General features: G+C 70.5%; 24 protein-coding genes. 9 read left to right on the top strand and 15 right to left on the bottom strand.

Annotation, left to right across the window (positions count from 1 at the left end):
* Positions 1 to 42: 42 nt before the first annotated feature.
* Genes nuoI through ACQEVI_RS14695 form a run of 7 tightly spaced genes read left to right on the top strand, consistent with a single transcriptional unit; the run spans position 43 to position 8277 of the window.
* The gene (gene nuoI / locus ACQEVI_RS14665) at positions 43 to 786 is read left to right on the top strand and encodes an NADH-quinone oxidoreductase subunit NuoI (RefSeq protein ID WP_432905950.1); all 744 of its coding nucleotides are present in this window, start codon (positions 43 to 45) and stop codon (positions 784 to 786) included.
* Positions 783 to 1547 carry an NADH-quinone oxidoreductase subunit J gene (locus tag ACQEVI_RS14670; protein WP_432900113.1) on the top strand — a complete coding sequence of 255 codons (765 nt, stop codon included), beginning with the start codon at positions 783 to 785 and terminating at the stop codon, positions 1545 to 1547. The genes nuoI and ACQEVI_RS14670 overlap by 4 nt, the downstream gene beginning before the upstream one ends.
* Positions 1547 to 1846: an NADH-quinone oxidoreductase subunit NuoK gene (gene nuoK, locus ACQEVI_RS14675; RefSeq protein ID WP_377135668.1), complete on the top strand. Its 300-nt coding sequence runs from the start codon at positions 1547 to 1549 to the stop codon at positions 1844 to 1846. The genes ACQEVI_RS14670 and nuoK overlap by 1 nt, the downstream gene beginning before the upstream one ends.
* 20 nt (positions 1847 to 1866) lie before the next feature.
* On the top strand, positions 1867 to 3813 hold the full coding sequence (gene nuoL, locus ACQEVI_RS14680) for an NADH-quinone oxidoreductase subunit L (RefSeq protein WP_432905953.1): 1947 nt from the start codon (positions 1867 to 1869) through the stop codon (positions 3811 to 3813).
* Between the two features lie 11 nt (positions 3814 to 3824).
* Positions 3825 to 5408, top strand: coding sequence for an NADH-quinone oxidoreductase subunit M (locus tag ACQEVI_RS14685; RefSeq protein ID WP_432900117.1), 1584 nt, complete (start codon positions 3825 to 3827; stop codon positions 5406 to 5408).
* Entirely contained in the window at positions 5405 to 7192 is a 1788-nt protein-coding gene (nuoN, locus tag ACQEVI_RS14690; protein ID WP_432900119.1) for an NADH-quinone oxidoreductase subunit NuoN, read from the top strand. The genes ACQEVI_RS14685 and nuoN overlap by 4 nt, the downstream gene beginning before the upstream one ends.
* The gene (locus tag ACQEVI_RS14695) at positions 7189 to 8277 is read left to right on the top strand and encodes a polyprenyl synthetase family protein (protein WP_432900120.1); all 1089 of its coding nucleotides are present in this window, start codon (positions 7189 to 7191) and stop codon (positions 8275 to 8277) included. Before nuoN ends, ACQEVI_RS14695 begins: the two co-directional genes overlap by 4 nt.
* A gap of 18 nt (positions 8278 to 8295) precedes the next feature.
* On the opposite strand, the gene ACQEVI_RS14700 is transcribed toward ACQEVI_RS14695, so the two are convergent.
* From ACQEVI_RS14700 to ACQEVI_RS14710, 3 genes are all read right to left on the bottom strand, one after another.
* Complete coding sequence (locus ACQEVI_RS14700; RefSeq protein ID WP_432900122.1) at positions 8296 to 8565, bottom strand: HepT-like ribonuclease domain-containing protein; 270 nt, start codon at positions 8563 to 8565, stop codon at positions 8296 to 8298.
* Between the two features lie 203 nt (positions 8566 to 8768).
* Positions 8769 to 9227 (bottom strand): nucleotidyltransferase domain-containing protein, encoded by a 459-nt coding sequence (locus ACQEVI_RS14705; RefSeq protein ID WP_432900124.1) that lies wholly within the window; start codon positions 9225 to 9227, stop codon positions 8769 to 8771.
* Positions 9228 to 9278: 51 nt separating this feature from the next.
* The gene (locus ACQEVI_RS14710; protein WP_432905956.1) at positions 9279 to 10298 is read right to left on the bottom strand and encodes a thiamine ABC transporter substrate-binding protein; all 1020 of its coding nucleotides are present in this window, start codon (positions 10296 to 10298) and stop codon (positions 9279 to 9281) included.
* Between the two features lie 164 nt (positions 10299 to 10462).
* Between ACQEVI_RS14710 and ACQEVI_RS14715 the strand changes: the two genes are divergently transcribed.
* Entirely contained in the window at positions 10463 to 12952 is a 2490-nt protein-coding gene (locus ACQEVI_RS14715) for a hypothetical protein (RefSeq protein ID WP_432900126.1), read from the top strand.
* Positions 12953 to 13026: 74 nt separating this feature from the next.
* On the opposite strand, the gene ACQEVI_RS14720 is transcribed toward ACQEVI_RS14715, so the two are convergent.
* The 12 genes from ACQEVI_RS14720 to ACQEVI_RS14775 all read right to left on the bottom strand — a co-directional run bounded on the left by ACQEVI_RS14720 (position 13027) and on the right by ACQEVI_RS14775 (position 24443).
* On the bottom strand, positions 13027 to 13878 hold the full coding sequence (locus tag ACQEVI_RS14720; protein ID WP_432900128.1) for a pilus assembly protein TadG-related protein: 852 nt from the start codon (positions 13876 to 13878) through the stop codon (positions 13027 to 13029).
* A 59-nt stretch (positions 13879 to 13937) separates the two neighbouring features.
* A complete protein-coding gene (locus ACQEVI_RS14725; RefSeq protein WP_432900130.1) occupies positions 13938 to 15473 on the bottom strand; it encodes an OmpA family protein in 1536 nt (511 codons plus the stop codon).
* A 29-nt stretch (positions 15474 to 15502) separates the two neighbouring features.
* Positions 15503 to 15742: a Flp family type IVb pilin gene (locus tag ACQEVI_RS14730; protein ID WP_432900132.1), complete on the bottom strand. Its 240-nt coding sequence runs from the start codon at positions 15740 to 15742 to the stop codon at positions 15503 to 15505.
* Positions 15743 to 15806: 64 nt separating this feature from the next.
* Complete coding sequence (locus ACQEVI_RS14735) at positions 15807 to 16496, bottom strand: response regulator transcription factor (RefSeq protein ID WP_432900134.1); 690 nt, start codon at positions 16494 to 16496, stop codon at positions 15807 to 15809.
* Positions 16496 to 17701, bottom strand: a complete 1206-nt coding sequence (locus tag ACQEVI_RS14740) for a sensor histidine kinase (protein ID WP_432900135.1) — start codon at positions 17699 to 17701, stop codon at positions 16496 to 16498. The genes ACQEVI_RS14735 and ACQEVI_RS14740 overlap by 1 nt, the downstream gene beginning before the upstream one ends.
* Before the next feature lie 31 nt (positions 17702 to 17732).
* The gene (locus tag ACQEVI_RS14745; RefSeq protein WP_432900137.1) at positions 17733 to 18614 is read right to left on the bottom strand and encodes a type II secretion system F family protein; all 882 of its coding nucleotides are present in this window, start codon (positions 18612 to 18614) and stop codon (positions 17733 to 17735) included.
* 1 nt (position 18615) lies between these two features.
* Positions 18616 to 19539: a type II secretion system F family protein gene (locus ACQEVI_RS14750; protein ID WP_432900138.1), complete on the bottom strand. Its 924-nt coding sequence runs from the start codon at positions 19537 to 19539 to the stop codon at positions 18616 to 18618.
* Positions 19536 to 20894 (bottom strand): CpaF family protein, encoded by a 1359-nt coding sequence (locus ACQEVI_RS14755; RefSeq protein ID WP_432900139.1) that lies wholly within the window; start codon positions 20892 to 20894, stop codon positions 19536 to 19538. The genes ACQEVI_RS14750 and ACQEVI_RS14755 overlap by 4 nt, the downstream gene beginning before the upstream one ends.
* Position 20895: 1 nt before the next feature.
* Positions 20896 to 21273, bottom strand: a complete 378-nt coding sequence (locus tag ACQEVI_RS14760) for a TadE/TadG family type IV pilus assembly protein (protein ID WP_432900140.1) — start codon at positions 21271 to 21273, stop codon at positions 20896 to 20898.
* Between the two features lies 1 nt (position 21274).
* The gene (locus tag ACQEVI_RS14765) at positions 21275 to 22918 is read right to left on the bottom strand and encodes a hypothetical protein (protein WP_432900142.1); all 1644 of its coding nucleotides are present in this window, start codon (positions 22916 to 22918) and stop codon (positions 21275 to 21277) included.
* Positions 22919 to 22920: 2 nt separating this feature from the next.
* A complete protein-coding gene (gene cpaB, locus ACQEVI_RS14770; RefSeq protein ID WP_432900144.1) occupies positions 22921 to 23616 on the bottom strand; it encodes a Flp pilus assembly protein CpaB in 696 nt (231 codons plus the stop codon).
* A 20-nt stretch (positions 23617 to 23636) separates the two neighbouring features.
* On the bottom strand, positions 23637 to 24443 hold the full coding sequence (locus ACQEVI_RS14775; protein WP_432900146.1) for a hypothetical protein: 807 nt from the start codon (positions 24441 to 24443) through the stop codon (positions 23637 to 23639).
* A gap of 279 nt (positions 24444 to 24722) precedes the next feature.
* Here ACQEVI_RS14775 and ACQEVI_RS14780 point away from each other — a divergent pair, with 279 nt between their 5' ends.
* Positions 24723 to 25082, top strand: a complete 360-nt coding sequence (locus tag ACQEVI_RS14780) for a DUF192 domain-containing protein (protein WP_432900148.1) — start codon at positions 24723 to 24725, stop codon at positions 25080 to 25082.
* Positions 25083 to 25105: the final 23 nt, after the last annotated feature.

Below are 25105 nucleotides of genomic sequence, written 5' to 3' on the forward strand. Positions count from 1 at the left end.
GACTATCAGCCCCTGCGCCCCCAGCCGGGGCCCATCGGGGAGATGTTCGCCCCGGTCGCGGGCTTCGGCGTGACGCTGTCGTCGATGTTCAAGCCCACGGTCACTGAGCAGTACCCGCGCGAGAAGGTGGCGCCTCAGCGCCGGTTCCACGGCCGGCACCAGCTCAACCGGTACGCCGACGGGCTGGAGAAGTGCATCGGCTGCGAGCTGTGCGCGTGGGCGTGCCCGGCGGACGCGATCTACGTGGAGGGCGCGTCCAACGCGGCCCTGCCGCAGAACGCGGGCCTGGACGTCAACGCGGACGACTCCCACGGGGCCCACATGAGCCCCGGCGAGCGGTACGGATCCGTCTACCAGATCAACTACCTGCGCTGTATCTTCTGCGGGCTGTGCATCGAGGCCTGCCCCACACGCGCGCTGACGATGACCAACGACTTCGAGCTGGCGGGCAAGACACGTGCCGGCATGATCTTCGAGAAGCAGGACCTCCTGGCCCCGCTCTCCGAGGGCATGCTGGCGGCGCCGCACCCGATGGTCGAGGGCACCACCGACACGAACTACTACAGCGGTGACGTCCTGGGCCCGACGGCGGCTCAGGTCGACTGGGTCCGCGAGCAGCGGCCGGACGACCCGACGTTGGACGCGGCAGAGGCAGCGGCCTCGGGCAAGGCCCCTGCGCCCACGCCGAGGCAGCACGAGCTGCGCCCGGACGAGGGTCCCGGCGTGGCCGAGAAGTCGGCAGGTGCGGCCGCCCTCGGTTCCGTGCGGAACGGGGTGACCGCGTGATCCCCACCGTCCTCGAGATCTCGGGCGGCGAGACCGTCCTCTTCTGGGCGATCGCGCCCCTCATGGTCCTCGCCGCGCTCGGCCTGCTGTTCGTGAAGCGGGCGGTGCACGCGGCGATGTGCCTCGTGTTCGTCATGGTCAGCATGGCGATCCTGTACATCGCGCAGGAGGCGCCGTTCCTCGGCGTCGTCCAGGTGGTGGTGTACACGGGCGCCGTGATGATGCTGTTCCTGTTCGTGCTGATGCTGGTCGGTGTCGACGCGTCCGACTCGCTCACCGAGACCATCAGGGGCCAGCGCTGGATCGGCCTGCTCATCGGCATCGGCCTCGCGGCGATCCTCGGCGGCGTCGTGGCGAACGCGGCCTTCCCGCCCGCCCGCGGCCTGAACGGCGGCGACCCGGAGGGCGTCGCCAACCCGCAGGCGCTGGCGCGCGTGCTGTTCGGCGACTACGTGCTGGCCATGGAGGCGGTGGGCGTCCTGCTCGTGACCGCCGCGGTCGGCGCGCTGGTGCTGACGCACCGGCGCCGGCTCACGCCGAAGCAGACGCAGGCGTCGGTGGCGGACGCGCGGATCAAGGCGCTGCCCGACGGCGTGGTCCTCACCCCGCTGCCGCCGCCCGGCGTCTACGCCCGGTCGAACGCCATGGACACGCCGGCGCTCGGCCCGGACGGCGAGCAGGTGCCGCAGTCGGTGTCGCGCGTGCTGCGGATCCGCGGGCAGGAGCGGCCGGCGCCGCACACACCGGAGGTCGAGGCCTGATGGACATCACCAACTACGTGGTCCTGGCCGCCGTGCTCTTCGCCATCGGGGCGACGACCGTGCTGCTGCGCCGCAACGCGATAGTCGTGTTCATGGGCGTCGAGCTCATGCTCAACGCGACGAACCTCGCCTTCGTCACCTTCGCCAGGATCCACGGCGACGTGACGGGCCAGGTGCTCGCCTTCTTCGTCATGGTCGTGGCCGCCGCCGAGGTCGTCGTCGGCCTCGCCATCATCGTGACGATATTCCGCACCCGCCGCTCGGCCTCGGTCGACGACGTCAACCTGCTCAAGGGCTGAAGGGTAGAGACGTGAACGACGTGATCGGGCTCGCCCCCTGGCTGGTCGGCTTTCCGCTGATCGGCGCAGCGATCCTGCTGCTGGGTGGCAAGGCCACCGACCGCTGGGGCCACTGGCTCGGGGTGCTGGCCTCGGCCGCCTCCGCCGCCGTGGGCTTCATCCTGATGTTCCGCATGATCGGCACGGTGCCTGAGGATCGCTCCGTCGACCACCACCTGTGGACGTGGTTGTCCGCGGGAGGCCTGGACGTGGACCTCGGCATCCGGCTGGACCCGCTGTCCATGACCTTCGTGATGCTCGTGACCTTCGTGGGCACGCTCATCCACGTGTACTCCGTGGCGTACATGGACCACGACCCGCACCGGCGCCGGTTCTTCGGCTACCTGAACCTGTTCGTCGCGGCGATGCTGACGCTGGTCCTCGCCGACTCCTACCTCCTGCTCTTCGTGGGCTGGGAGGGTGTGGGCCTCGCGTCCTACCTGCTCATCGGGTTCTGGGACACGGGGCGGCCCTCCGCCCGGGAGAACGCCGTGGCGGCGAAGAAGGCGTTCGTCATGAACCGGATCGGCGACATGGGGCTCATCGCGGCCATGGCGCTGATGTTCTCGACCGTGGGCAGCGTCAGTTTCGCGGACGTGCTGCCTGCTGCGGCCGGGGACGGCGCCGGCTCGGCCACGGCGCTGATCTCCCCGGCCGTCGCCACCGCCATCGGCCTGTGCCTCCTGCTCGCCGCCTGCGGCAAGTCGGCGCAGTTCCCGCTGCAGGCCTGGCTGGGTGACGCGATGGCCGGCCCGACGCCGGTGTCCGCGCTCATCCACGCCGCCACGATGGTGACCGCCGGCGTGTACCTCATGGTGCGGTCCGGCCCGATCCTCGAGGCCGCCCCGACGGCGCAGCTCGTCGTGGTGATCGTCGGTGCGGTGACCCTGCTGTTCGGTGCGGTGGTCGGTACCGCGAAGGACGACATCAAGAAGGCCCTCGCGGCCTCCACGATGTCCCAGATCGGCTACATGATGCTCGCCGCGGGCCTCGGCCCGGCCGGGTACGCGTTCGCGATCTTCCACCTGCTGACGCACGGCTTCTTCAAGGCCGGGCTGTTCCTCGGTGCCGGCTCCGTGATGCACGCCATGGACGACCAGACCGACATGCGGCGCTTCGGCGGGCTGTCGCGGTTCCTGCCCATCACGTGGATCACGATGGGGCTCGGCTGGCTGGCGATCCTCGGTATCCCGCCGTTCTCCGGCTTCTGGTCGAAAGACGGGATCATTGAGGCGGCCTTCATGCCCGTCGAGGGCCAGCCGTGGCGGGCCTGGGTGTTCGGCACCGTCGCGGTGCTCGGCGCCGCGATCACCGCGTTCTACATGACCCGCCTGTTCTTCATGACGTTCGGCGGACGCCGTCCGCGCTGGACCGAGAACCAGCACCCGCACGAGGGATCGCCGCTGATGTGGTGGCCCCTGGTGTTCCTCGGTGTCGGCTCGGCTGCGCTGGGCCTGGTGCTCGGCGTGGGCGGCACGTTCGTCACCTGGCTGGAGCCGGTGGTCGGCCATGCCGAGCACCACGAGCCGGTGCTCCCGGTGCCCGTGATCATCGGGGCCACCTTGACGGTAGTGGTGCTCGGGGCGCTGCTGGCGTTCCGGATGTACGCGATGAGCCTCGTGCCGGAGGAGGCGCCGCGCGGCTCCGTCCTGACCCGGGCGGCCCGCAGGGACCTGTACCAGGACGCCGCCAACGAGACGCTGGTGCTGAAGCCGGCGCACGGGGTGGCCCGCCTGGTCCAGGTGGGCGACCGTGACGTCGTCGACCGCGGCTGGAGCCTCCTGCCCCAGACCGTGTCGTGGTTCGGCGCGATGTTCCGGAAGGTGCAGAGCGGCTACGTCCGCTCCTACGCGGCGGGCATGGCGGGCGGCGTCCTCGTGATCGCCGCAGTCGTCTGGCTCGTGTCCGGCCTCGGTGGTGCCCAGTGATCGGAGGAGAGATGTTTCCCTGGCTGACCGCGCTCATCGCGTGGCCGCTGGTCGGCGCGGCCCTGGTGGGTCTCAGCGCGCTCGGCCGCTCCCGCACGGGCCCGGCGAGCGCGGGGGTGGGCCTCGCCCGGCCGATCGCGCTCGTGTTCTCGCTGGTCGAGGTGGCCCTGCTCGTCGGTACGTTCGTCGCGTTCGACCCGGGCGCCGCCGCCGAGCACCAGCTCGGCGCGACCTACGCCTGGATCCCGCAGATCGGCGTCTCGTACGCCGTGGCCGTCGACGGTGTCGGCCTGCTGCTCGTCGCGCTGGCCGTGGTGCTCGTGCCGCTGGTGCTGCTCGCCGCCTGGAAGGAGCAGGGGCGCGACGAGGTGCGCCTGCGCCGGTTCGTCGGCCTCGTGCTGCTGCTCGAGGCGTTCATGGTCGCGGTGTTCTGCGCCCGTGACGTGTTCCTGTTCTACGTGCTGTTCGAGGCCATGCTGATCCCCGCCTACTTCCTGATCGGCGGGTTCGGGCAGGGTGCCGGACGGCGCAAGGCGGCCGTCAAGTTCCTGATGTTCAGCCTGGGCGGCGGGCTCATCATGCTCGCAGCGGTGATCGCGCTGTACTTCCTCGCGATCGGCGCAGGTGTCGACCCGAGCCGGGCGTTCCTCGTGGACGAGCTGGTCGCGGTCGACCTGGGCACCGTCGCCGAGCGGCTGATGTTCGTCGGGTTCTTCATCGCGTTCGCGATCAAGGCCCCGATGGTCCCGGTGCACAGCTGGCTGCCCGACGTCGCGGGGAACGCCACCCCCGGCACGTCGACCCTCCTGATCTGTGTCCTGGACAAGGTCGGAACCTTCGGCATGCTGACCCTGTGCCTGCCGCTGTTCCCGGAGGCGTCCCGCTGGGCCGCGCCGCTGGTGATCGCGCTCGCCGTGATCTCGGTGCTCTACGGCGCGATCATGGCGATCATGCAGACCGACCTGCTGCGGCTGGTCGGCTGGACGTCGGTGAGCCACTTCGGGTTCATCATCCTGGGCATCTTCACCTTCACGCCGCTGGGCACCGCCGGGTCGAGCTTCATGATGCTCAACCACGGCCTGGCCACCGGCGCGCTGTTCCTGGTGGCCGGGTTCCTCGTGTCCCGGCACCCGGAGAAGTCGCAGAAGATCGCCGACTACAGCGGCCTGCGGTCGGTCACCCCGGTGCTCGCCGGGACGTTCCTGGTGGCAGGGCTCGCGACGCTGTCGCTGCCCGGCCTGGCCACGTTCGTCAGCGAGATCATGGTGCTGATCGGCGCATTCGGCGGCTCGCCCGCCGGCTCGGCGGCCTGGGCGATCGCGGCCGTCCCCGGCGTCGTGCTGGCGGCGGTCTACGTGCTGCTGACGTACCAGAAGATCTTCACCGGAGCGCCGGCCGCGGGGCTCGAAGCCCTGCCCGACCTCCACGTCCGTGAGCGCATCGTCGCGGCACCGCTCGTCGTCGGACTCCTGGTGCTCGGCCTTGTACCGGGCCTGGCCCTGACCTACGTGAACGCGCCGGCCGAGCAGTCGGTGGCCCTCACGACGGTCGACGAACCGGCGGATGCCGCCACGCAGATGGGGAGCGACCAGTGATCGAGTCCGAGTTCGTGGCACCCGAGATCGACTGGCTCGCCCTCGCACCGCTCCTGGTGGTGCTGGGTGCGGGCGTGGTCGGCGTGCTCATCGAGGCGTTCGTGCCTGCGAAGGCTCGCCGCGTGACCCAGATAGTGCTGACCCTCGCGGCGCTGGCCGGCGGGTTCGTGTTCATCGCGATTCTCTGGCCGCAGATAGCGGTCCAGCCCGTCCAGGTGGTCGGGGGCAGCCTGACCCTCACGCCCTTCGCGCTCGGCGCGCAGGGCATCATCGCCGTGCTGGCCTTCCTCGGTGTGCTCGTGGTGGCCGACCGCACGGCCACCGGACAGGACGCGTTCGCGCCCGCGGCCTCGGCAGTGCCCGGGACCTCGTACGAGGACCTGGCCCGCCGCTCCGGCCTCGAGCAGACGGAGATCTACCCGCTCCTGCTGTTCGCGACGGGCGGCATGATGCTCTTCGCCTCCACCGACGACCTGATCGTCATGTTCATCGCGCTGGAGGTGCTGTCGCTCCCGCTGTACGTCCTGTGCGCGACGGCGCGCCGGCGCCGGCTGCTGTCGCAGGAGGCTGCGGCCAAGTACTTCCTGCTGGGCGCGTTCGCCTCGGCGCTGTTCATCTTCGGCGTCGCGCTGATCTACGGGTTCGCCGGCACGGTGCGGCTCCTGGAGATCCGCGAGATGGTGCGGCAGGGCGCCCTGCCGCTCGAAGGTATGAGCGTGCTGCTGGTCGCCGGCGTGCTGCTTGTCGTGGTCGGCCTGCTGTTCAAGGTCGGCGCCGTGCCGTTCCACGCGTGGACGCCCGACGTCTACACCGGTGCGCCCACCCCGATCACCGGCTTCATGGCCGCGTGCACCAAGGTGGCGGCCGTCGCGGCGCTCGTCGAGGTGCTGTACCGCGTCACGATCGGTGTGCAGGCGGTGGACCCGCAGATCATGCGGCAGCTGCAGATCGTGATCGTCGTGGTCGCCGTCCTGACGATGGCCGTCGGCACGGTCATCGGGTCCGTCCAGACCGACGTGAAGCGCCTGCTGGCCTACTCGTCGATCGCGCACGCGGGCTTCCTGCTCGTGGGCATCGCGGGCTTCAACCCGCAGGTGCAGTCGTCCACGCTCTTCTACCTCCTCGCCTACGGCATCGCCACGATCGGCGCGTTCGGCGTGGTCACGCTGGTGCGGGAGCGCCGGATCACGCCGAGTTCCGGCGAGGACAACGGTCCGGTGGACGACGACGGCGTGGTGCTCGGCGAGGCGACGGAGATCGCGCAGTGGGCCGGGCTGGGCCGCAAGGCCCCGTGGCTCACGGCCGCCTTCGCGCTGTTCCTGCTGTCGATGGCGGGCATCCCGCTCACCGCCGGGTTCATCGCCAAGTTCGGTGCGTTCACCGGGGCGACGACCGGCGGCCTGTGGTGGCTCGCGGTCCTGGGTGTGCTCGCGTCCGTGGTCGCCGTGGCGTTCTACCTGCGGCTCCTGGTCGTCATGGTGTTCCAGCGTGCGGAGGACGAGCCCGCGGAGTCGCAGGTCGCGCTCGTCGAGACCGCGCCAGGTACCGAGCCCGGCGAGGCCGAGGTCTCGGCCGGCGGTGGCGCGGTGACCGGCGGAACCGCGGCGGCCACCCTCACCAAGGTCCAGGTCACGACCGCGCAGCGCGTCGTGGTGACGGTGGTCCGGTCCCGTGGGCCGGCCGCCGTCGCCATCGCCGTGTGCGCGATCGCGACTGTGATTCTCGGTGTTTTCCCCTCTCCGGTTCTCTCTCTGGTCGAACAGGCAAGTAAGTTCGTGCCGTGACCTCCGCACCGCTGCCGCCCCAGACGACGACGGGTACCTCCGCGTCGGCTTCTCCGGCCGCCCCGTCGAACCTGCCCGATCCGACCGCGCTCGGCCTGCCGATCTCCGACCCGGAGCTCGCGTCCCGCCTCGCGGACCGGTTGACGGGGGTCGACGAGGCGCTCCTGGAGGCCGTCGCCAGCGCGGACAAGCTGGCCGACGGCGCCTCGCGGCACCTCATCGACGCGGGCGGCAAGCGGTTCCGTCCCCTGCTCACCCTGCTGACGGGTGAGCTGGGTGACGGCGGCGCGGCCGGCGTCGTCGACGCGGCGGTCGTGGTCGAGCTGACGCAGGTCGCCTCGCTGTACCACGACGACGTCATGGACTCCGCGCCGATGCGGCGCGGGGCGCCGTCGGCCCACATGGTGTGGGGCAACTCGGTGGCGATCCTGGTGGGCGACATGCTGTTCGCGCGGGCGTCCGCGCGCGTCGCGGAGCTGGGCCCCGAGGCGGTGATCCTGCAGTCCAGGACGTTCGAGCGGATGTGCCTGGGCCAGCTCCACGAGACCATGGGGCCGGACGACGGCGAGGACCAGGTGGCCCACTACCTCCAGGTGCTGTCGGACAAGACGGCGTCGCTGCTGTCGGCGTCGGCCCGCCTGGGCGCGATGATCGCCGGGGCGCCGAAGGAGCAGATCGAGGCCGTGGGCGCGTACGGCGAGAAGGTGGGCGTCGCCTTCCAGCTCGCCGACGACGTGCTCGACGTCGCCTCGTCCGGTGAGACCTCCGGCAAGACGCCGGGGACCGACCTGCGCGAGCACGTGCCGACCATGCCCGTGCTGCTGCTGCGCCAGCACGTCGCGTCGGACGCCGCCACCGACGAGGACCGGGACCTGCTCGCCACGCTCGACGGCGACCTGTCCTCCGACGAGGCGCTGACCGCCGCGCTCGAACGCCTGCGCGCGCACGCCGTCCTGGCGGAGACGCGAGACCTCGCGGTGCAGTGGGCGCGTGCCGCCTCGGCCGAGCTGGCACCGCTGCCGGAGGGGCCGGTCAAGGAGTCCCTGGAGCAGTTCGCCCGGGTACTGGCGGACCGGGCGGTCTGAGCGCTCGCCGGTGGTCGTTCACGCCGTGTCGAGGCCGGGCGGTAGCACTATCGGGTCGCCAGGTCTCTCCGGCAGACCCAGATCACGCACGAGCTGCGGGATGAAGACCGCGAGCACGTCCCAGACGACCTCGTCGTTCACCTCGTCGTACGCGTGGGCCGCGATGTTCCGCATCCCGGCGATGCGGCGCCAGGGCACCTCGGGGAAGTGATTCCGGACCCGGCCGTGCAGCTTTTCGCAGACGGTCGCGACCTCGATGATCAGGTAGGTCGCGGCCGCGCGCGTCATCCAAGCACTCTCGGCGCGAAAGGCTGCGTGGCTGCCGGCCACGATCTCAGCTGCCTGGGCGGCGAATCTTGTGAGGTCGGAGAGCCTGCGTCGGGTCTGCTCCGGGTCGTACGGCCGTCGGGTCTGGTCTGCCCTGGAGCTGGTGCCGGACGGCGTTCTCACCACCCGTTCGAACCGGGGCGGCTTGTCCGGGCTCGGGCCAGTCACAGTGCAAGCGCCTCGCGTCGCGCCTGCTCGGCTGCTCGTCCGGTCGACGCGTCGTCGACGACGTCCACCGCGACGGTCAGGAGGTCTTCCAGGTCCTGGACGAGGTCGAAGTAGGCGAGTCGCGCCGCCGTGTCGGGAAACGTGACGAGCAGGTCGACGTCGGACCAGACCGTGTCCGTCCCTCGCGCGATCGACCCGAAGACCCGAGGGTTTCTCGCGCCGTGCCGTTCGACGAGGGCGACCACCTCGTCGCGGAGACCGGCGAGCAGGTCGCCGGGTCGCGTCTGCAGCGCTGCGGTGAGCTTGCGGCGGACCGGTTCGGTCGCGCTGCGGTGTCCCTTCTCGATGGCGGCGATGGTCGGCTGGTGGACATCGGCGATCGCAGCAAGGCGTGCCTGGGAGAGTCCGAGCGCCGTCCGTCGGATGTGCACCCACGTGCCGAACTCAAGATCCATGGATCGACGATAACAGGCCTGTTATCGCGCGGCCAGAGGTCCTGCCCGCACTCAACCGAACGTGATCGCGGTCCACGCCTCGACCCACGCCTCGCGGCTCTCCGCGATCTCCTCCGGGTCGAGCTCATACGGATCCTCTGCGCGTGGCGCGTGCTTGACCCAGTCGGCGGGCAGCTTCGTGCCGTCGTCCGCCGGATACAGGGACATCGACGCCGGAACGTCCTGCTGGACCGCGTCCGACAGGAGGAAGCTCAGGAGGTCCTTGCCACCACCCCGGTTCCTGGCCCCGGCCAGCAGGCCGGCGTACTCCTCGTGCCGGAAGCAGGTCTCCAGCAGTGCGGCGGTGGTGGGCTTGCCGTCGTCCCCCACCGTGCCCGCCGGCGATGTCGAGTAGGACACGACCAGCGGGCGGTCGCCGGTGCCTCCCGCGCCGGTGAAGTCGCCGTGGTAGGCGTCCTCCCAGGACCCGGCGCCCTTGACGCCGTTCTCCTCGAGAGCGGCCCAGTAGCCGCCGCCCCCGGTGTCGCCGTACTCGTCGACCGCGGCCAGCAGGAACGCGAGGCCGAGCGACGACGTCGCAGGGTCCGGGACTACGAGCAGGCCCCGGTACCGAGGATCGATCAGGTCGTCCAGGTCCTGTGGCACCGGAAGGCCCCGATCGGCGAACCATGTCTTGTCCGCGTTGACGCAGACATCCGCCTCGCCGACCTGCCGCAGGTAGTTGACCTCCGTCACGCCCTCGTCGGTGACTCGCGACATGAAGGTGTTGTCAACACCGAACACGACATCCCCGAGGGGTGCGTCCTTCGTCGATACAAGCTCGTTCGCGAGAGTACCGGCGTCGCCCACGACGTTCACCTCGACCGTGAGCCCGGACTCCTTCTCGAATCGTTCGAGAAGGCCATCGCTCAGTGCAAAGGAGTCCTGCGTGACGAGGGTGACCGTGTTCGAGGTCGGCGACGGGTCGGCGTCCCGCGTGTCGGGGTCCCGCGTGTGGTCGGGCTCGCCCGTGCAACCGGCGAGCAGGAGCGCGACGGCGGTCACCGCAGTTGTCGCGGTGCGGTAGGACATGGACACGTACCCCAACGTACGGAGCGGGGCGGTGCCGTGGCAACAAGCCAGAGACCCATCGTGACCTGGGCCCATGGCCTCTCGGCCCGTGGGCCCTCGGGCCCAGCCCGGGTTTGGGCCGCCGGGCCGTCGTAAGCAGGCGGGATGCTCTCTAGGTTGGACGGGTGACCAGCCCCGACACCGTGCGCACCGGCCGCGCTACGCATCCGTACGGACCGCGCCGACGCCGGTTCGCCGACGAGAGCGGTCAGGCGATCCCGGAGTACCTGGGCGTCATCGGGGTCGTTCTCCTCGTCGTCGCGGTGGTGTTCGTCGCGGTGCAGCCGGTCGGTGTGACGGTGGGCGAAAAGCTGATCTGCGCGGTGAACTCGATCCTCCCGGAGGACGGCGACGAGTGCGTCGCCGGCGCTCCCGGAGGGTTCGGCGCCCCCGGCGGCTCGCCGTCGGGCGATCCCAGCGGAGATCCGGAGGACCTGCCGTGCGCGGAGAAGATCACGGTGGTCGATGTGACCGTGGAGGGGAAAAAACGCCCCCGGCCGGTGATCCAGATCGACTGTGTCTGGTATCCGGTTCCCACCTCCTGCCAAGAGGGCGACCGTCCCGAGATCATCGACATCGGCAGCGAGGAGCGCAGCTACGACCCCGAGGATGTCCGGGAGATCGCCGACTGTGTCATCGACGGGTGGGGCGACACGAGCGACGACCCGGACGACGAGAACTGCAACAAGACGATGCCCACCAGCGAGGAGATCAGTCTCCACCCGCCGAGGGTGCGGTCCGGCTGCAAGTGGCTTCCCGTCCCGGAGACCGTGTGCGACAAGGAGTGGGAGGCGTACAAGGACGCCGCGCCCGGCAAGGAGCGTGCGGCCAGAGCGGAGGACCTGGACACGTGCGTCACTGACGCGTACGACGCTATGGAGACGAACTGCGTCGTCGCCGCCGCCACCCACATCGAGGAGCAGCAGACGGCGTTCCTCTTCTTCCGGTTCAGCGACTCCGAGGCCGTGGTGGTGGAGGATCTCGGCGACGGCCGGGTCCGCGTACACATCGTCAAGGGCTCCGGATTCGGCGCCGGCTTGTCTGCCGACGAGATCTTCGGCTCGCCGGTCTCCTTCGGTGTGGCCGCGCTCAAGGGAGTCACGAGCGACACGACGTACGAGTTCGTGAACATGCAGGACGCCCAGGAGTGGATCGACTGGAAGCAGGAGTACGACGAGGTCTTTAACAGCACCGGCCAGGAGAGCTGCGTCACCGACCGTGGGCAGTACTGCCCGGGCCACGACAAGCGTAAGGAGCGCCTGGAGGAGCTGGCCCCGCAGGAACCTGACCACCACATCTACCAGGAGATCGACATCAAGACGAAGAAGGTGAAGTTCAACGGGGGGATCTCCGGTGGGGCTGGTGGCTTGGAGGGCGGCGTCGAGGGTGGCTACGAGGGTGAGGTGACGATCGAGGACCGCATGAACGACGACGGCACCTACGAGATGAGCTACAGCTCGACCGACATCGGTGGATTCCTCATCGGCGGAGCGCTCGGTGGCGGCAAGTCCTTCGGCGGCAAGGGCGGCAAGGGTGACAAGGGAAAGGGCGACAAGGGCGACGACGGTCGCGAGACCGGCGGTTCCGGCAGCGCCGGTGCCGGGGGCGAGTGGAAGGGGTCGACAAGGACGACGGTGACCTTCGGCCCTGACGGGCTGCTGGCCCAGCTGTACATCACCATCGACGACCAGGCGTTGCAGACCCTTTACTCGGCCGGGATCGACGTCGAGGCGGAGCTGCCGTACGGGTTCACGGTCGGCGGCGGCGGGAGCAGGACCGAACAGGAAGGCACGTCGTCGGCCCAGGAGTTCATCATCAGCTTCGAGCAGTACCCCGACCTGCGGGACAAGTTCCTTCCGATGGTCGACAAGCTGTTCCCGCGTGCTCCCAACGGGAAGCTGAAGAAGGACGACATCGAGATCGACCAGTCCGATCAGGACGACGGCGGTGACCTGCGCGACGAGCTGGAGGATCACGGCAATGTCCGCGAGCTCACCTACGACGACACGAAGACCACCACGTCCGGCGAGTTCGGCGTCGGCTGGGAGGGCATCGACCTGTTCAAGAACGAGTGGATCACCGCCGACGAGGAGCGGACGCTCAAGGAGTCCACGCTCGAGCTGACCGATGCCGACGGCAACACGGTCACGGTCGATCCGGCTCCCTCGTGCAAGCACGAGGCGTTCGAGCCGGACGACGACTACTACACCAACGGCAAGGACAAGACGGGAGCCGGCGGCTCCTGGGGCAACCCGCGGTACAACGAGGACGACGACGGCGGCCCCTACCCGGGCACCGACTTCAACGGTGACGTCCCCGGCAACCGGAGCGAGAAGTCCAAGTCCCTGGTCGTGGAGTACCGCAAGGCGTTCCCCGACAAGAACATCATCGTCATACACGAGGACATCGGCCTCGACTTCGGTCCGGACGTCAAGGGGAAGGAACACCTCGCGAAGGTGGGCGACTTCTACGTGATCGGTGTCGACTCCGGCACCGTCAGACGTGAGGGCGACGGCGGTTTCCTCAACTGGTCCTTTGACCCGACCAACGCCGAGAGGCCAGGCGACGAGGACGTCGTGAAGTTCACGTCGAAGAACCCCGAGGAAGAGGAGTGACGGCAGCAGAAAGGCCGTCGGCCTGGGCACCCAGCCCAGGCCGACGGCCTGCCCGCCACATATCACGCTACATATCAGTCGATCAGGATGATCTCGCTGCTGAACTCGGCCAGCTCCGGGAGCTCGACGTCCTCGTCGCGGCGCGGCTCGAACCTCACCACGTTGTCGTCTCTCTCGAAGCTGCCGTAGAAGGCCCAGTTGATGTAGCCACCGTCGCCGTGACGAGTGACCGTTCCCTGGTCGAGACCGAAGACGTCGAAGTCGCCCTCCGTCGCGAGGCGCACCAGCCCTCTCACGTCGGGGCCGAAGCTGACGGCGATGTCCTCGTGTACGACGACGATGTTCTTGTCCGGGAACTCCTTGGCGTACTTCGCGGCGAGGAACTGGCTCATCTCCCCGCGGTCGTCGGGAACGTCCCCGTCGTCGGGGGCGACGTCCTCGACGTCCGGCTCGTCGGTCACGCACTCGCCGTCGACCCGCCATCCCAGACCATCGTCGCCCAGACAGAGCCCGCCGGTCAGCCTGACCTGCGCCGTCGCGGACGCCTCGGAGCGGACCCCCGCGACGGGGACCTCGTCCTTGTTCCGCACCTCGGCGGTCACCTGGAGGAGGGACGGGTCGATCCTGAGCTCGGTCAGCTCCCCGCCGTTGCGCTCGGCGTACTCCTCGGCCGCCGCGTAGATCTCCGCCCGGGCGTCATCGGTGAGTGCGGGCTCGTCGAGGATGCCCCAGAACGCCGCGAGGCCTGGCACCCCGAGGTGTAGTGCGTTCAGGACTCCCAGATGCTCGTCCCACTCCTGGGCCGCGGCGAGGGCCGCGGCGTCCGCGGCGGTGCCCACCTCGCGTCGGTCGCTCGTCGCCGAGCCGACCATGGTGATCACCAGGACGGCGGCGGACAGCATGCCGACGGTGATCGGGATCGTCATCACGTGCATCGAGCCGCGTTCGTCGTCGTCGGGGGTCGGTCGTTTCCTGCACGCCATGGTCAGTCTCCCGTCGGGGTGCCGGTCACCGGCACATCGGTGATCCGGAAGCGGTCCGGTGCGTCGATGGTCACGGTGTCCTGGCCCGTGTCGGGCCAGACGGCGGTGATCAGGGTCGACTCGCCCAGCTCGAGCGGCTTGACCTCCTCGTCGCCGAGCAGTCGCCGGAGGGCGAACCCGCCGGACATCCGCTCATGCGAGTAGTCGAACGGCAGCACCCGCTCCTGCGGTACGAGCAGCGAGAGGTTGTGCGGGCCGGCGAGCTCGGCCAGTGCCCCGAACTCCCGGCTGCCGATCTGATCCAGATAGGCCGGGAGGAACCAGGCGGGGTCGAGCGAGGTGCCCTTCGTGCGCTCCGCGACGAGCGTGCCCACCAGGGCGCCGTCCCGGCGCACCATCGACTCCACCTCTACCGCGTACTCGCCGAGGTCCGTGGAGATGGTGACCGCGTCGTTCTCCGCCGTCGGGGCGTCGGTCTCGGGGATGTCGCTCTCCGTGTCGGTCTCGACCACCAGGTGGCCCTGGAACTGGATCTCGACGCGTCGGTTCGCAGCACGGGCCTCGGGGCTCGTTCCCTCGGCGACCGGCTCCGCCTCGCCGCGTCCCTCCTCGGTCACCGTGAAGTCACCGCCGAGCTTCGAGCTCAGGCGGTCGGCGACGGACGCGGCACGTCGTTCGGACAGCGCCTGGTTGTAGGCGGCGGTGTCGACGTCGTCGGTGTGCCCCACCACGCGCACCTCGCCGGCGTCCGCCTGCCTCGTGATCGACGCCGCGGCACGGTCCAGCACTCCGCGCGCCTTCTGCGACAGCGTGTGCTCGTCCGAGGCGAAGAGGATGTCGGACGCCAAGGTGACCGTGAGGTCGTCGTCCTCGGCGGACGTCGCCGACTCGGAGTCGTAGGTATGGGTGAAGGCGCGGAGCTTCTTGGTCTCGGCGTCGGCGACGCCGCCGACCTCGTCGATCGCGTCCTGGAAGTCGTCACCCGCCGCGACGACGGGCACGGTCACCGTCCCGAGGCCGGGGAGCAGCACGTCTACCGATTCGTTCACGGGCGCGGCGAAGACGACGACGGCCGAGCCCTTCAGGTCGCCGTCCTCCACCCAGTCGAGCGTCGCGGCGGGGACTCCGTCAGGCGACTGCGCCGCGGGGTAGGCGAGACCCGCACCCGTGTCGAAGAGCCGTATGCCGCTGCCGTCGTTGACAGAGCCGCCGGGACCGCCGAGGTTCAGCACGATGGTCCAGAGCTCGGGCGGATCCGACCGGTCGGCCGGCGTGGCCCTGAGGTCGTACCGCAGGACCGCGAGCTCGCCGTCCACCTCGATGGGGTGCACGTCGAAGCGCACTCTCGCCCCGTGCCACTCCCGGTCGACGGACACGACCTCGTCCGGAGGCGGGGAGCCTCCGGACGAGGTGGGGGATGTCGACTCACCGGGCGACGACTCGGTCACCGGATCGGGCCCGTCGGGCCCGATGAGCCCGCAACCGGTCGCCAGGCACACAAGACCGACCGCGAGCGCGGCGAACGTGGCCCGGCGCATCGACACCTCCATTTTCGTCTTCGGCTGGATCAGGCGGTGCTGCCGATCTTGTTGACGGCTGCCGTGAGCTTGGTGACGATCGCGCTGCCCACGCCCGTGACACCCGCCGTGAGGATGGCGGCAACGATCGCGACGACGACCAGGATGATGCCGATGTACTCGACGCTGCCCTGTCCGCGCTCGTCGCCCTGGAACCGGTCCATCGCGCGCGCGGTGCGGAACCGCAGCATCGTGTGAGCGTCGATCGCCTTCTGGTGCAGCTTCTTCATGGTGCCCTCCATAGCTCGGTATCCGGTCTCGGCTACGGATCCGGCCGTAACCACACCAGCGAACCTACGGAGCCGCGAACCGCGCGCCCAGGGTGCTCGGTCCCACGGCTGGTCCCGTTCTCCCTGGGCCCAGGGTCCTACCCGTATCCGGGTCCCGCTGCAGCCAGCGCACGATGGCCTGGCTCCGGGTCGTGACGCCGAGCTTCGCGAACAGGCTGTTCAGGTGGTTCTTCACGGTCTTGCCTGAGATGAACAGCCGGGCGGCGATCTCTTGGTTGGACAGGCCGTCGGACACCAGGTCCATCACCTCCGCCTCTCGCGGGGACAGCAGGCTCCGTACGGCCGGGGGCGCCGAGGTGCGTGCCGCGGCCCGGACCGTCGAGGCCCCGGAGACCACCTGGCTCCCGTTCCGGCACAGCCGGATCGCGTCCAGCATCGCCGCGGGCTCCAGCGCACCGTGCACGAGGTACCCGGCGGCCCCGGCATCGATCGCCTCGGACACGGCGGAGGCGTCGTCGGTATGGGTCAGCATCACCACCGTCGCCCCGGACAGGCGCGGTAGGAGCTCCAGCCCGCTCATCCGGGGCATCCGCACGTCCAGCAGCACGACGTCGACCTGTCCGGCCGCGACGAGGCCCACGGCCTCCTCGGGGTCGCCGGTGTCGAGCACGGACGTCACGCCGTCGGCTCCCTCCAGCAGCGTACGCAGGCCCAACCGGATGATCGGGTTGTCGTCCACGGTGAGGATCCGCATCAGGCCACCTCCGTCGTCATCGTGTAGCTCGGCACCGTGCTCGTCGTCTCGGGGACGCTGTCCGGCAGCACGGCCGGCGCGTCGGCGGGTTCGTCCGGGAGCAGCACCCGCACGGTGGTCCCGCCGTCCGGCCCCGGTGCCCAGGTGGCGTCGCCGCCGCAGAGCGCGGCCCGCTCCCGTACGCCGCGCATCCCGTACCCGCCGCTCCGGTCCGTCAAGATCCCGGAGCCGTCGTCCGACACCAGCACCGCGACCGTCCCGTCGGTCGCGGACACGGCGATCTCGACCCGGGACGCGTCCGCGTGCTTGCGCACGTTCTCCAGCAGCTCGGTCAGCAGCGCACGGACGTGCTGGGCGCGTCCGGTGCCCACGACGTCGTCCACGTCCGGGCCGACGGACTGCCGGGCGGGGATCCCGGTGCGTTCCGTCCAGTGCCGGGCGATGTCGGCCACGGAGCCGGACACGCCGGCGCGCTCGTCACGAAGCTCGCCGAGGGCCGCTCTCGTGTGCCGGTGCGCCACCCCGACGGCGTCGCTGACCTCACGCGCCAGCACGACGGTGCCCGGTGGGGCACCCTCCCGGTCGAGCCGGTCGGCCAGCCCACGTGTCGCCAGGGCGAGCCCGGCGAGGTCCCCTGCCACGGTGTCGTGCAGGTCCCGGGCCAGGCGCAGCCGCTCAGCCAGGACGACCTCTTGCTCGCGTACGGTCGCCAGCTCCACCGACATGAGCGCCTGCCGCCGCAGCCGCCGTCCCAGGAGGGTCCCGGTCCAGGTCATCACGACCACGAGGGCCGAACCGGCGATCCCCGTGACCAGGCCGCGCGAGCCGTCCCCGTACACCGTGAGCTGGTGCAGGGCCAGCGGCACCGCCATGATCACGCCGAGCAGCAGACCGGCCAGGAGGCCCCACAGCGCTGCGGTCGCCGCGGCATAGATGGCCATCAGCGGCGACCCGGCGATCGGCAGGAGCGTCACGACGGCGACGACGACGTCCCCGGCCAGCAGGATCCCGTTGCGCGCGTAGACCTGTCCGCGGGCGTTCCAGTTGAGGGCGGGTACGAACGAGAAGGGCGCGGCGAGCACCACGAGGAACACGCCGAGCCAGCCCGCGCCGTCGAGCAGGGCGAGCACCAGGGCGAACGCCAGCACCACGAGCCGCACCTGGCACAGCAGGCGCACTGTGGAGCCGATCGCGCGCTGGGTCATCGCGTCCATCGCGTGCGGGGGACCCAGCCGGTCAGAAAATCCCACCGAGGACCCCCGCGTTCGCGATGAGCACCGAGGACACGATCAGGATCAGGGCCCCGGGCAGGATCGTCAGGGTCACGACGAGCGACACCATGGGTGCGGCCCGTGCCGCCTTCCGGCGTACGTTCTCGGCACGCTCGCGGCGCACGTCCGAGGCGATGTCCGTGAGGGCTTCCGCCAGCGGCACACCGAGCTCCTCCGCCTGCAGCAGCGCGGTCACGAACGTGCCGATGGCCGCGGACCTGTTGCGCTCGCGCAGTGCCACGAACGCCTGACGCCGGGACGTGCCCACGTTCATCTCCTGCAGCGCGGTACGCATCTCGGCGGCCAGCGCGCCGTCGTGGAGCTCGCACACCCGCTCCAGCGCCTGCCTGAAGCCCAGGCCGGCGGTCACCGTCACGCTGAGCACGTCCAGGAAGTCGGGCAGCTCGCTGTCGACCTGCTGCTGCCGCGCGCTCCCCGCGAGGAACAGCCACAGGCGCATCCAGAGAACCAGCACCAGCGCCAGCGGCACGCCGACCATCCACAGGCCCTGGAGCGTGAACACGAGCCCGAAGAAGACGGCGAGCACCAGGAAGGCCGCCTCGCGGCGCACGAACATCGTCAGCGTCACGCCGTCGGGACGGCCGGCCCGACGGATCATGGTGTCCAGCTGCTGCAGCCGGGCTCGGCCGTGCAGCCGCACGGCCCTGGGGAGGAGCGGCCCGCCGATCAGGTCCAGCACGGCGACGAACCCGCGCGGCCGCTGCTCCTCGCTCGGCGCGTACTCGGCCTCGATGTCTTCCAGGCCGGTGCTGGTCACCAGCCGGAACCCGGTCATGCCCAGCACCACCAGCCCGGCGGCCGCGGTCGCGATCAGCAGCTCCAGCACGTCACACCTCCACCTTCGCGATACGGCGAACCACCACGTAACCGATGGCGAACAGTCCGATCGCGACCAGCAGCACCACCTGGCCGGCGAGGTTGGTGATCATCACGTCCATCACGCCGGGACTGAACGCGTTCATCATCAGCACCGCGCCGAAGCCCAGGAAGATCACCGTGTACCCCGAGAACTGGGCGCCGACCGTGGCGGTGACGACCTCGCGCCGCAGGCGTCGTCGCTCCTCCAGCGTGGCTCCGATACCCGAGAGAGCGGTGACCAGTGCGCCGCCGGTCCGGCCCTGGATGGTCAGCGTCTGCACCAGCACGTTCAGCTCCCGGGACGGGAGCCGCTCGTTCAGCCCCGCGAGCGCGTCCCGCAAGGACCTGCCGAGCGCCATCTCCGCGCTGACCTGCGCCACCTCCGACGCCGCGGGCTCGGCGATCTCGTCGGCCGCGAGCTCCAGCGAGCGGCGTACCGCGAGCCCGGCCGACGCACCGTTCGCCAGGAGGCGAGCCAGCTCGGGGAGCTGCGCCACGAACCGCTCCACGCGTTGCTTGCGCCGCCGGTCCAGCCAGCTCCGCACACCCACCACGACGAGCACGGTCGCCAGCCCCGCCGTCGCCCAGCCGTAGAGAGGCAGAACGACCGCGCCTACGGTGACTGCTCCCGCCGCCGACCCCGAAAGCAGCATGGACGGCGACCAGGTCGACAGGCCCGAGCCTGCGAGCAGGGCGATCAGTGCCTGCCCCCGGCGCGTCTTCTGCAGCCGCTCGTCCAGGCGGTCGAAGAGGCGGGGCCTGGACGCCGAGTCGAGATCGGCCGACTCCACCATGCGACGTTCGGTCTCGGCGTTGTCCACCAGCGTCGCAGTCGTCGCGGCCGCCAGCAGAAGAGTGACGAACAGGCCCCCGGCGATGAGCAAGACGATCATCGGGCCTCGCCACCCCAGACCGGCCCAGGCCCGGCCGGCCCAGGCCCGGCCGGCCCAGGCCCGGCCGGCTCAGGTTCGGCCACCGGCACCGCCTCGCCTGCCCGCTGGAGGCGTTCCCGCAGCTCGTCCGGCTCAGGCGACGCGACGAACGTGCCGGTCACGGTGCGGTCCGGCCCGATGGGGTCCTTGATGAAGCGCACCAGCGGTGTCAGCGCGAACTCCTCGCGCCGCTGCGAGGTCACGGCCTGCACCTCGACCACCCGGCGATACCCGTCCTCCGCCCGTTCCAGGTGCACGATCAGGTCGACGGCCGAGTTGATCTGGTCCCGCAGGGTCGCGGCAGGGAGCTCGATCTCGCTCATGGAGGCGAGCGTCTCCAGCCGGCCCAGCGCGTCGCGCGCCGTGTTCGCGTGCACGGTCGCCACGGAGCCGTCGTGGCCGGTGTTCATCGCCTGGAGCATGTCCAGGGTCTCGCCGCCACGCACCTCACCGACGATGATCCGGTCGGGACGCATGCGCAGCGCGTTGCGGACCAGCTCGCGGATGGTCACCGCACCGCGGCCCTCCACGTTCGCCGGACGGGACTCGAGCCGCACCACGTGACCCTGCTGGAGGGACAGCTCGGCTGCGTCCTCGATGGTCACGATCCGCTCGTGGTCCGGGATCATGCCGGACAGCGCGTTCAGGAACGTCGTCTTGCCCGAGCCGGTACCCCCGGAGACGACGATGTTCAGCCGGGCCCGCACGCACGCGCCCAGCAGGCCGGCCGTGCGCCGGTCCAGAGTTCCCTTGTCGACCAGCTCGCCCATCCGGAACGGCGTCGGGAACCGGCGGATGGTCAGCGTCGGGCCGTCGAGCGCCAGCGGCGGGATGATCACGTTCACCCGCTCGCCGGTAGGCAGCCGCGCGTCCACCATGGGCGACGACTCGTCCACCCGGCGGTTCACCTGCGACACGATGCGGTCGATCGTCTGGTAGAGCTGCTCCGACGACGCGAAGCGCGTCGGTACCCGCTCCACCTTGCCGTACCGCTCCACGAACACGTCCCGCGGCCCGTTCACCATGATCTCGGTGACTGACTCGTCCGCCAGCAGCGGCTCCAGCACCCCCAGGCCGAGCGCCTCGTCGGCGATCTGCTGCACCAGCGCGCTGCGCTCGCGGGCGGACAGCACCGGCCCGTCAGCGGACAGGATGCGGGACAGGACGCGCTCCAGGCGCACCCGCCGCTGGGACGGTGAGAGCCGGGCGAGCTCGTCGACGTCCACCTCTTCGAGCAGTCGTTCGCGGTACGTCTTGGCGAGGTCGTTGTCGTCGTCCCGCCGGTCGTCGACGGCGAGCCGGTCGCGCAGGCCCATATCAGTCCCCAGTCCTTCGTCGTTGTTCCACGGGGAAGTCGGCGGTCCGGGTCACGGAGACATCGGTGATGTCCATGCCTGCCAGCCCGAGCGGTGCGGAGACGGTCACGCTCACGCTGGCGGTGTTCCCGTCGAGGTCGGGCTCTGCGGACCTCAGGACGAGCCCGTCGGGCACCTGACGTTCCACCACGGCCCGCCAGTTCTGCCCCTGGCTGAGGGCGCGCGCACCGTTCCGCGCGGCCTCCTGGGTGATCGACGCCGCTTGCGCCACGGTGATGCCCTGGATGGCCAGGAGCGCCACCAGCACGATGGCGAAGACGACGCCGACGAGCTCGACCGTCGCCTGGCCGCTCTCGTCCGCTCCTCGGCCCCGGCTCATGTCAGCGCTCCCGGTAGACGACGGCCGACGACGACGCGGAGAGGTCCGCCCCGGGCACGATCGTCGACACGGTGACCCGGACGCTCACGCTGTCGGCCAGGACCTCGATGTCCGAGTCGTCGACCGAGTCCATCCAGCCCGGCAGCTTGTCGCGTACGTCCTCCCGGACACGCTCGATGACCTCGTCGCGGGGGTTACCGCTTGCGTCGTAGTACCCCTCGACGCCGACGGTCCGCGCGCCCTCCTGCGCCGCGGCCCGTGCCGCCAGGAGGCTCGTGGCCCACCCGATGCCCTGAGCGCACAGCAGGAACACCGTCAGAGTGATCAGGATGACGACCGGCAGCTCCACCGTGGACTGGCCGGCTTCCGGGTCCGCGCGCTTCTCGCCCCGCTTCGGGCGGGCCGCTCGCTTCTGCTCGGAACCGGAACGCCCCTTCCGGTGTGCGGAGCTCGCGACCAGTGCCGTCACCTCCGCCGGGTCCTCCGACAGCGTCGCGGCTGCCCCGCTGATCGCCGCGATACCGACCTCGGCGACGGCGGCGTGCACCGAGGTGGGCGTCTCCAGCAGGGTCGCGGTGTTGACGGCCCCGGCGAACGCGACACCGCCGTCGGGCACCGTGAACGCGATCGGTCGCTCCACGATGCGTTCGGCGAGCTGCGGTGTCACCTCGTCCCGTGGGTTGCGCCGGTTGAGCACCAGCTCCACCGCGGCGGGGCGCCGGATCGCCAGCCGGTCCCACTGCGCGATCACCCGTCGGGCGGCCCGCAGCGCGGGCAGGTCCGGGGTGGTGACCAGCAGCACCCGGTCCGCGAACTCGATGGCGGTCGCCCGCGGTTCGTCCAGGTGGGCGCCGACGTCGAGCACCGCGAGGTGGGACTCGAACCGGAGGGCGCTCACGATGGAGCGGGCCGCGGCGGGCGTCATCTCCTCGCCGCGCTCGCCGTCGTTCGGCGCGGTCAGCAGGCGCAGACCGCCGCCGACCTCGTACGTCGTCTCGCGGAGCATACGTGCCGTCACCTCGCCCTCGACGCCGGCGAGGTCGACCACCGAGCGCCGGGTGCGCACCCCGGCGTACGCGGCGAGGTCGCCCGCACCCAGGTCGAAGTCCACGAGCGTGGTGTCACCGGTTCGGCCTGCCCGGGCCAGCAGCAGGGCCAGCACCGACGCGCCGACGCCGCCCTTGGCCCCGGCCACGACCACGACCTGGCCGCCGCGGCCCCCGTTCCGTTCCGCGTCGATCGCGGCACGTGCCACGGTCGACCACGAAGCCACCGCCTCGAACCGGGTCAGCACCTCTTCGAGACCGGCGTTCCGGGAGATCACGGAGCGGGCACCGACCTCCATCGCCAGGGCCATGGCGGTGTTCATCTCGGTCGGGCCGTGTGCGTCCACGACCATCACGATGCCGATCAGCGGTGCGGCCAGGCCGACGGTGCGGGCCAGGGCGTGACCGTGGCCGTCCTCGGCAGCCTCGTCGACCACCACGATCCCGACGTCGGGGTATCGGTCGAGGGCCGTCAGCACTCCAGCGCCGTCGGCCACGGACGCGGCGAGCTCGAACTGGTCGGACTCGGCGAACACGTGCCCCAGGTGGTCCCGGACCTCGTGCGACGCCGTCGCGAGCAGCACCTTGGTGACCACCATGGTCAGCCCTTCGCCTTCGCCGGGGGCTTCGGAGCGGTGCCGTCGTAGACGCGCTCCTCGGTCGGAAGCTGCTCCTCGTCGCCCGCGCCGCGCAGGGCGAGGCGCATCTTCACCGAGAAGGACTCGACGTACGCGAGCGTCAGCGCGTCGTCGGTGGTCAGCGCGAACGTCACCGGGAGCCCCGTGGTGGTCTCGGAGAGGTCGTCGGGGTCCTCGAGGGTGCGGGGGAGGCCGACCTCCAGGACCAGCACGTTCGACACCCAGACCCGAGAGACCGGCTTCACGGTCTCGCTGCCCGCCATCGTCGCGATGATGTCCACGTGGTCGCCGGGCTCCACCTTGCCCGCCACGCCGGTCTCGGAGTCGACGAGGATCGCTACCTCGCGAAACCCTGGCTGTACGCCCGGCCGGTCGATCAGCATGCCCGACTGCACCACCGATCCTTCTTTGTAGTCGGTGGCCGCGACCAGGTTGTCCACCTCTTCCAGACTGTGCACGGCGGTCGCGGGAGCCCAGCGCTCCGGGATCTCGACCTCCTCCAGCATGGCCGGCTCGATCGGTTCCAGAGCCTCGACCGCGCGGTTGAGCTGGAGCACCGTGGTCATCGGTCCCACCTGGGTGCTGACCGTGCGCACGTAGTAGAGGACGCCACCGAAGACGGCGACGGCGAGGACCGAGGTGACGACGAGAAGGAACACCCCTCGGCGTTGACGCGGATTCAACTGATGACTCCCTGGTGCTCGGGCTGGCGCTGATCGGGAAGGTCCGCGTGCGGGGGCAGCCCCGTGCGGGCGGGACGTACCGCGATGTCGCAGAAGATGCAGGTACCGGTCGCTGCCCGTCCGCAGACCTCGCAGGCCGACCAGTGGTGCGACGCCGAGGCGGCGCTCGCGACCGCCCAGCTGAGCGGGCCGTCGATGGTCGAGGCCTCGAACCACCGCGCCGCGTGCCACCCCGGTTCCGCGCCCACGAGCTCGGCGTCGGCGGGGCGGGGGAGGAGGTCGGCGGCGCCGGGCACCACGGGCTTGGCCGAGCCGGCCACGACGAGCATGTCCCCACCGCTCGGGATGCCCAGCTTCTCGTGGAACCGCCCCACGGTGCCGCGTCCGGGGTCGACCACGAACGCGGTGCGGGGCAGCAGGCTGCCGGCGTGCTGGCGGAACGTGGGGGTGGGGCTCTCCAGGGACGCGACGCTGGACACGAGTGCTCTCGTGGTGACGCGGGCGAGGACCACGTCGGCCACGGCACGGGCGGACGAGGCGGTCAGGCCACCGGTCACGAGTCCCGCGAGCACCACCGCCCATGCCGTGACGTGCGTGTCGATGTGGAGCAGCCCGAGCCGTTCCGGGCCGATGGCCAGGCGGGCCGCGCGGGCGACTCTGCGGGCGTGCTCGTCACGGGTGGCGAGCACGACGTCGCCGGCGGGCAGGCCTGCCAGGGTGGCGACCACCGCCGCCAGCGTGGGACCTGACCGGCGAACAGCCGGGTGCGTGCCGTCCGGTGCACCGATCGCTACGACGAGCATGGCGCCCCATTCGTCCAAGGTCCCGACACAAACACAGCCCTCACCACGCTTCGGTCCATCCCTATGTTCTGTACGCAAAAGGCGGGCGCCGAATCCTGATGTGTAGGTTGGGCGAAGTCCGCATCACGGACTGTACGGATGTGGACACAAAACGTACATAGTTTGGGGCGCATCAACCGTCATTTTGAGCGAAATTACGTACGTGCGGTGCTCAGATGAGCGCCGGGGGTCGGTGCCTGGCGCGGTGCCGCCCACTCAGGTCTCGTCGAGGAGGACAACATGACGCAGGCAGATCTCGTGGTGAACGGCAGATCCGTCGCGGAGGTTCTCGTCGCCGACACCGTTCCGGCCAGGATGCGGGGGATGCTGTTCCGCCGCGTGCTGCCGGAGGCGCTCCTGCTGCGCCCGTGCTCGTCGGTCCACGGCGCGTGGATGCGCGTACCGCTCGACGTCGCGCTGCTGTCTCACGACATGCGGGTGCTGCACGTCCAGGTGCTGCGGCCCTGGGGGATGACGCTGCCGCGCCGGGGTGTCGTGCAGGTGCTCGAGGCGCCGGCCGGAAGCTTCGAGCGTTGGGGCCTCGAGGTGAACAGCAGGTTGGGGCTGCTTGCGCCTGAGCGCAATATTGCTGACACGTAGCAGACAGACTCGTACAATCTGGG

The sequence above is a fragment of the Promicromonospora sp. CA-289599 genome, assembly GCF_050936155.1.
GTDB lineage: Bacteria > Actinomycetota > Actinomycetes > Actinomycetales > Cellulomonadaceae > Promicromonospora.

Bases quoted from the DNA above. Each gene is read 5' to 3' on its own strand.
- nuoI (WP_432905950.1), top strand. From the start codon at position 43: ATGTTCGCCCCGGTCGCGGGCTTCGGCGTGACGCTGTCGTCGATGTTC.
- nuoK (WP_377135668.1), top strand. From the start codon at position 1,547: ATGGACATCACCAACTACGTGGTCCTGGCCGCCGTGCTCTTCGCCATC.
- ACQEVI_RS14685 (WP_432900117.1), top strand. From the start codon at position 3,825: ATGTTTCCCTGGCTGACCGCGCTCATCGCGTGGCCGCTGGTCGGCGCG.
- ACQEVI_RS14700 (WP_432900122.1), bottom strand. From the start codon at position 8,565: ATGACGCGCGCGGCCGCGACCTACCTGATCATCGAGGTCGCGACCGTC.
- ACQEVI_RS14705 (WP_432900124.1), bottom strand. From the start codon at position 9,227: ATGGATCTTGAGTTCGGCACGTGGGTGCACATCCGACGGACGGCGCTC.
- ACQEVI_RS14710 (WP_432905956.1), bottom strand. From the start codon at position 10,298: ATGTCCTACCGCACCGCGACAACTGCGGTGACCGCCGTCGCGCTCCTG.
- ACQEVI_RS14720 (WP_432900128.1), bottom strand. From the start codon at position 13,878: ATGACGATCCCGATCACCGTCGGCATGCTGTCCGCCGCCGTCCTGGTG.
- ACQEVI_RS14725 (WP_432900130.1), bottom strand. From the start codon at position 15,473: ATGCGCCGGGCCACGTTCGCCGCGCTCGCGGTCGGTCTTGTGTGCCTG.
- ACQEVI_RS14730 (WP_432900132.1), bottom strand. From the start codon at position 15,742: ATGAAGAAGCTGCACCAGAAGGCGATCGACGCTCACACGATGCTGCGG.
- ACQEVI_RS14735 (WP_432900134.1), bottom strand. From the start codon at position 16,496: ATGCGGATCCTCACCGTGGACGACAACCCGATCATCCGGTTGGGCCTG.
- ACQEVI_RS14740 (WP_432900135.1), bottom strand. From the start codon at position 17,701: ATGACCCAGCGCGCGATCGGCTCCACAGTGCGCCTGCTGTGCCAGGTG.
- ACQEVI_RS14750 (WP_432900138.1), bottom strand. From the start codon at position 19,539: ATGATCGTCTTGCTCATCGCCGGGGGCCTGTTCGTCACTCTTCTGCTG.
- ACQEVI_RS14755 (WP_432900139.1), bottom strand. From the start codon at position 20,894: ATGGGCCTGCGCGACCGGCTCGCCGTCGACGACCGGCGGGACGACGAC.
- ACQEVI_RS14760 (WP_432900140.1), bottom strand. From the start codon at position 21,273: ATGAGCCGGGGCCGAGGAGCGGACGAGAGCGGCCAGGCGACGGTCGAG.
- ACQEVI_RS14765 (WP_432900142.1), bottom strand. From the start codon at position 22,918: ATGGTGGTCACCAAGGTGCTGCTCGCGACGGCGTCGCACGAGGTCCGG.
- ACQEVI_RS14775 (WP_432900146.1), bottom strand. From the start codon at position 24,443: ATGCTCGTCGTAGCGATCGGTGCACCGGACGGCACGCACCCGGCTGTT.
- ACQEVI_RS14780 (WP_432900148.1), top strand. From the start codon at position 24,723: ATGACGCAGGCAGATCTCGTGGTGAACGGCAGATCCGTCGCGGAGGTT.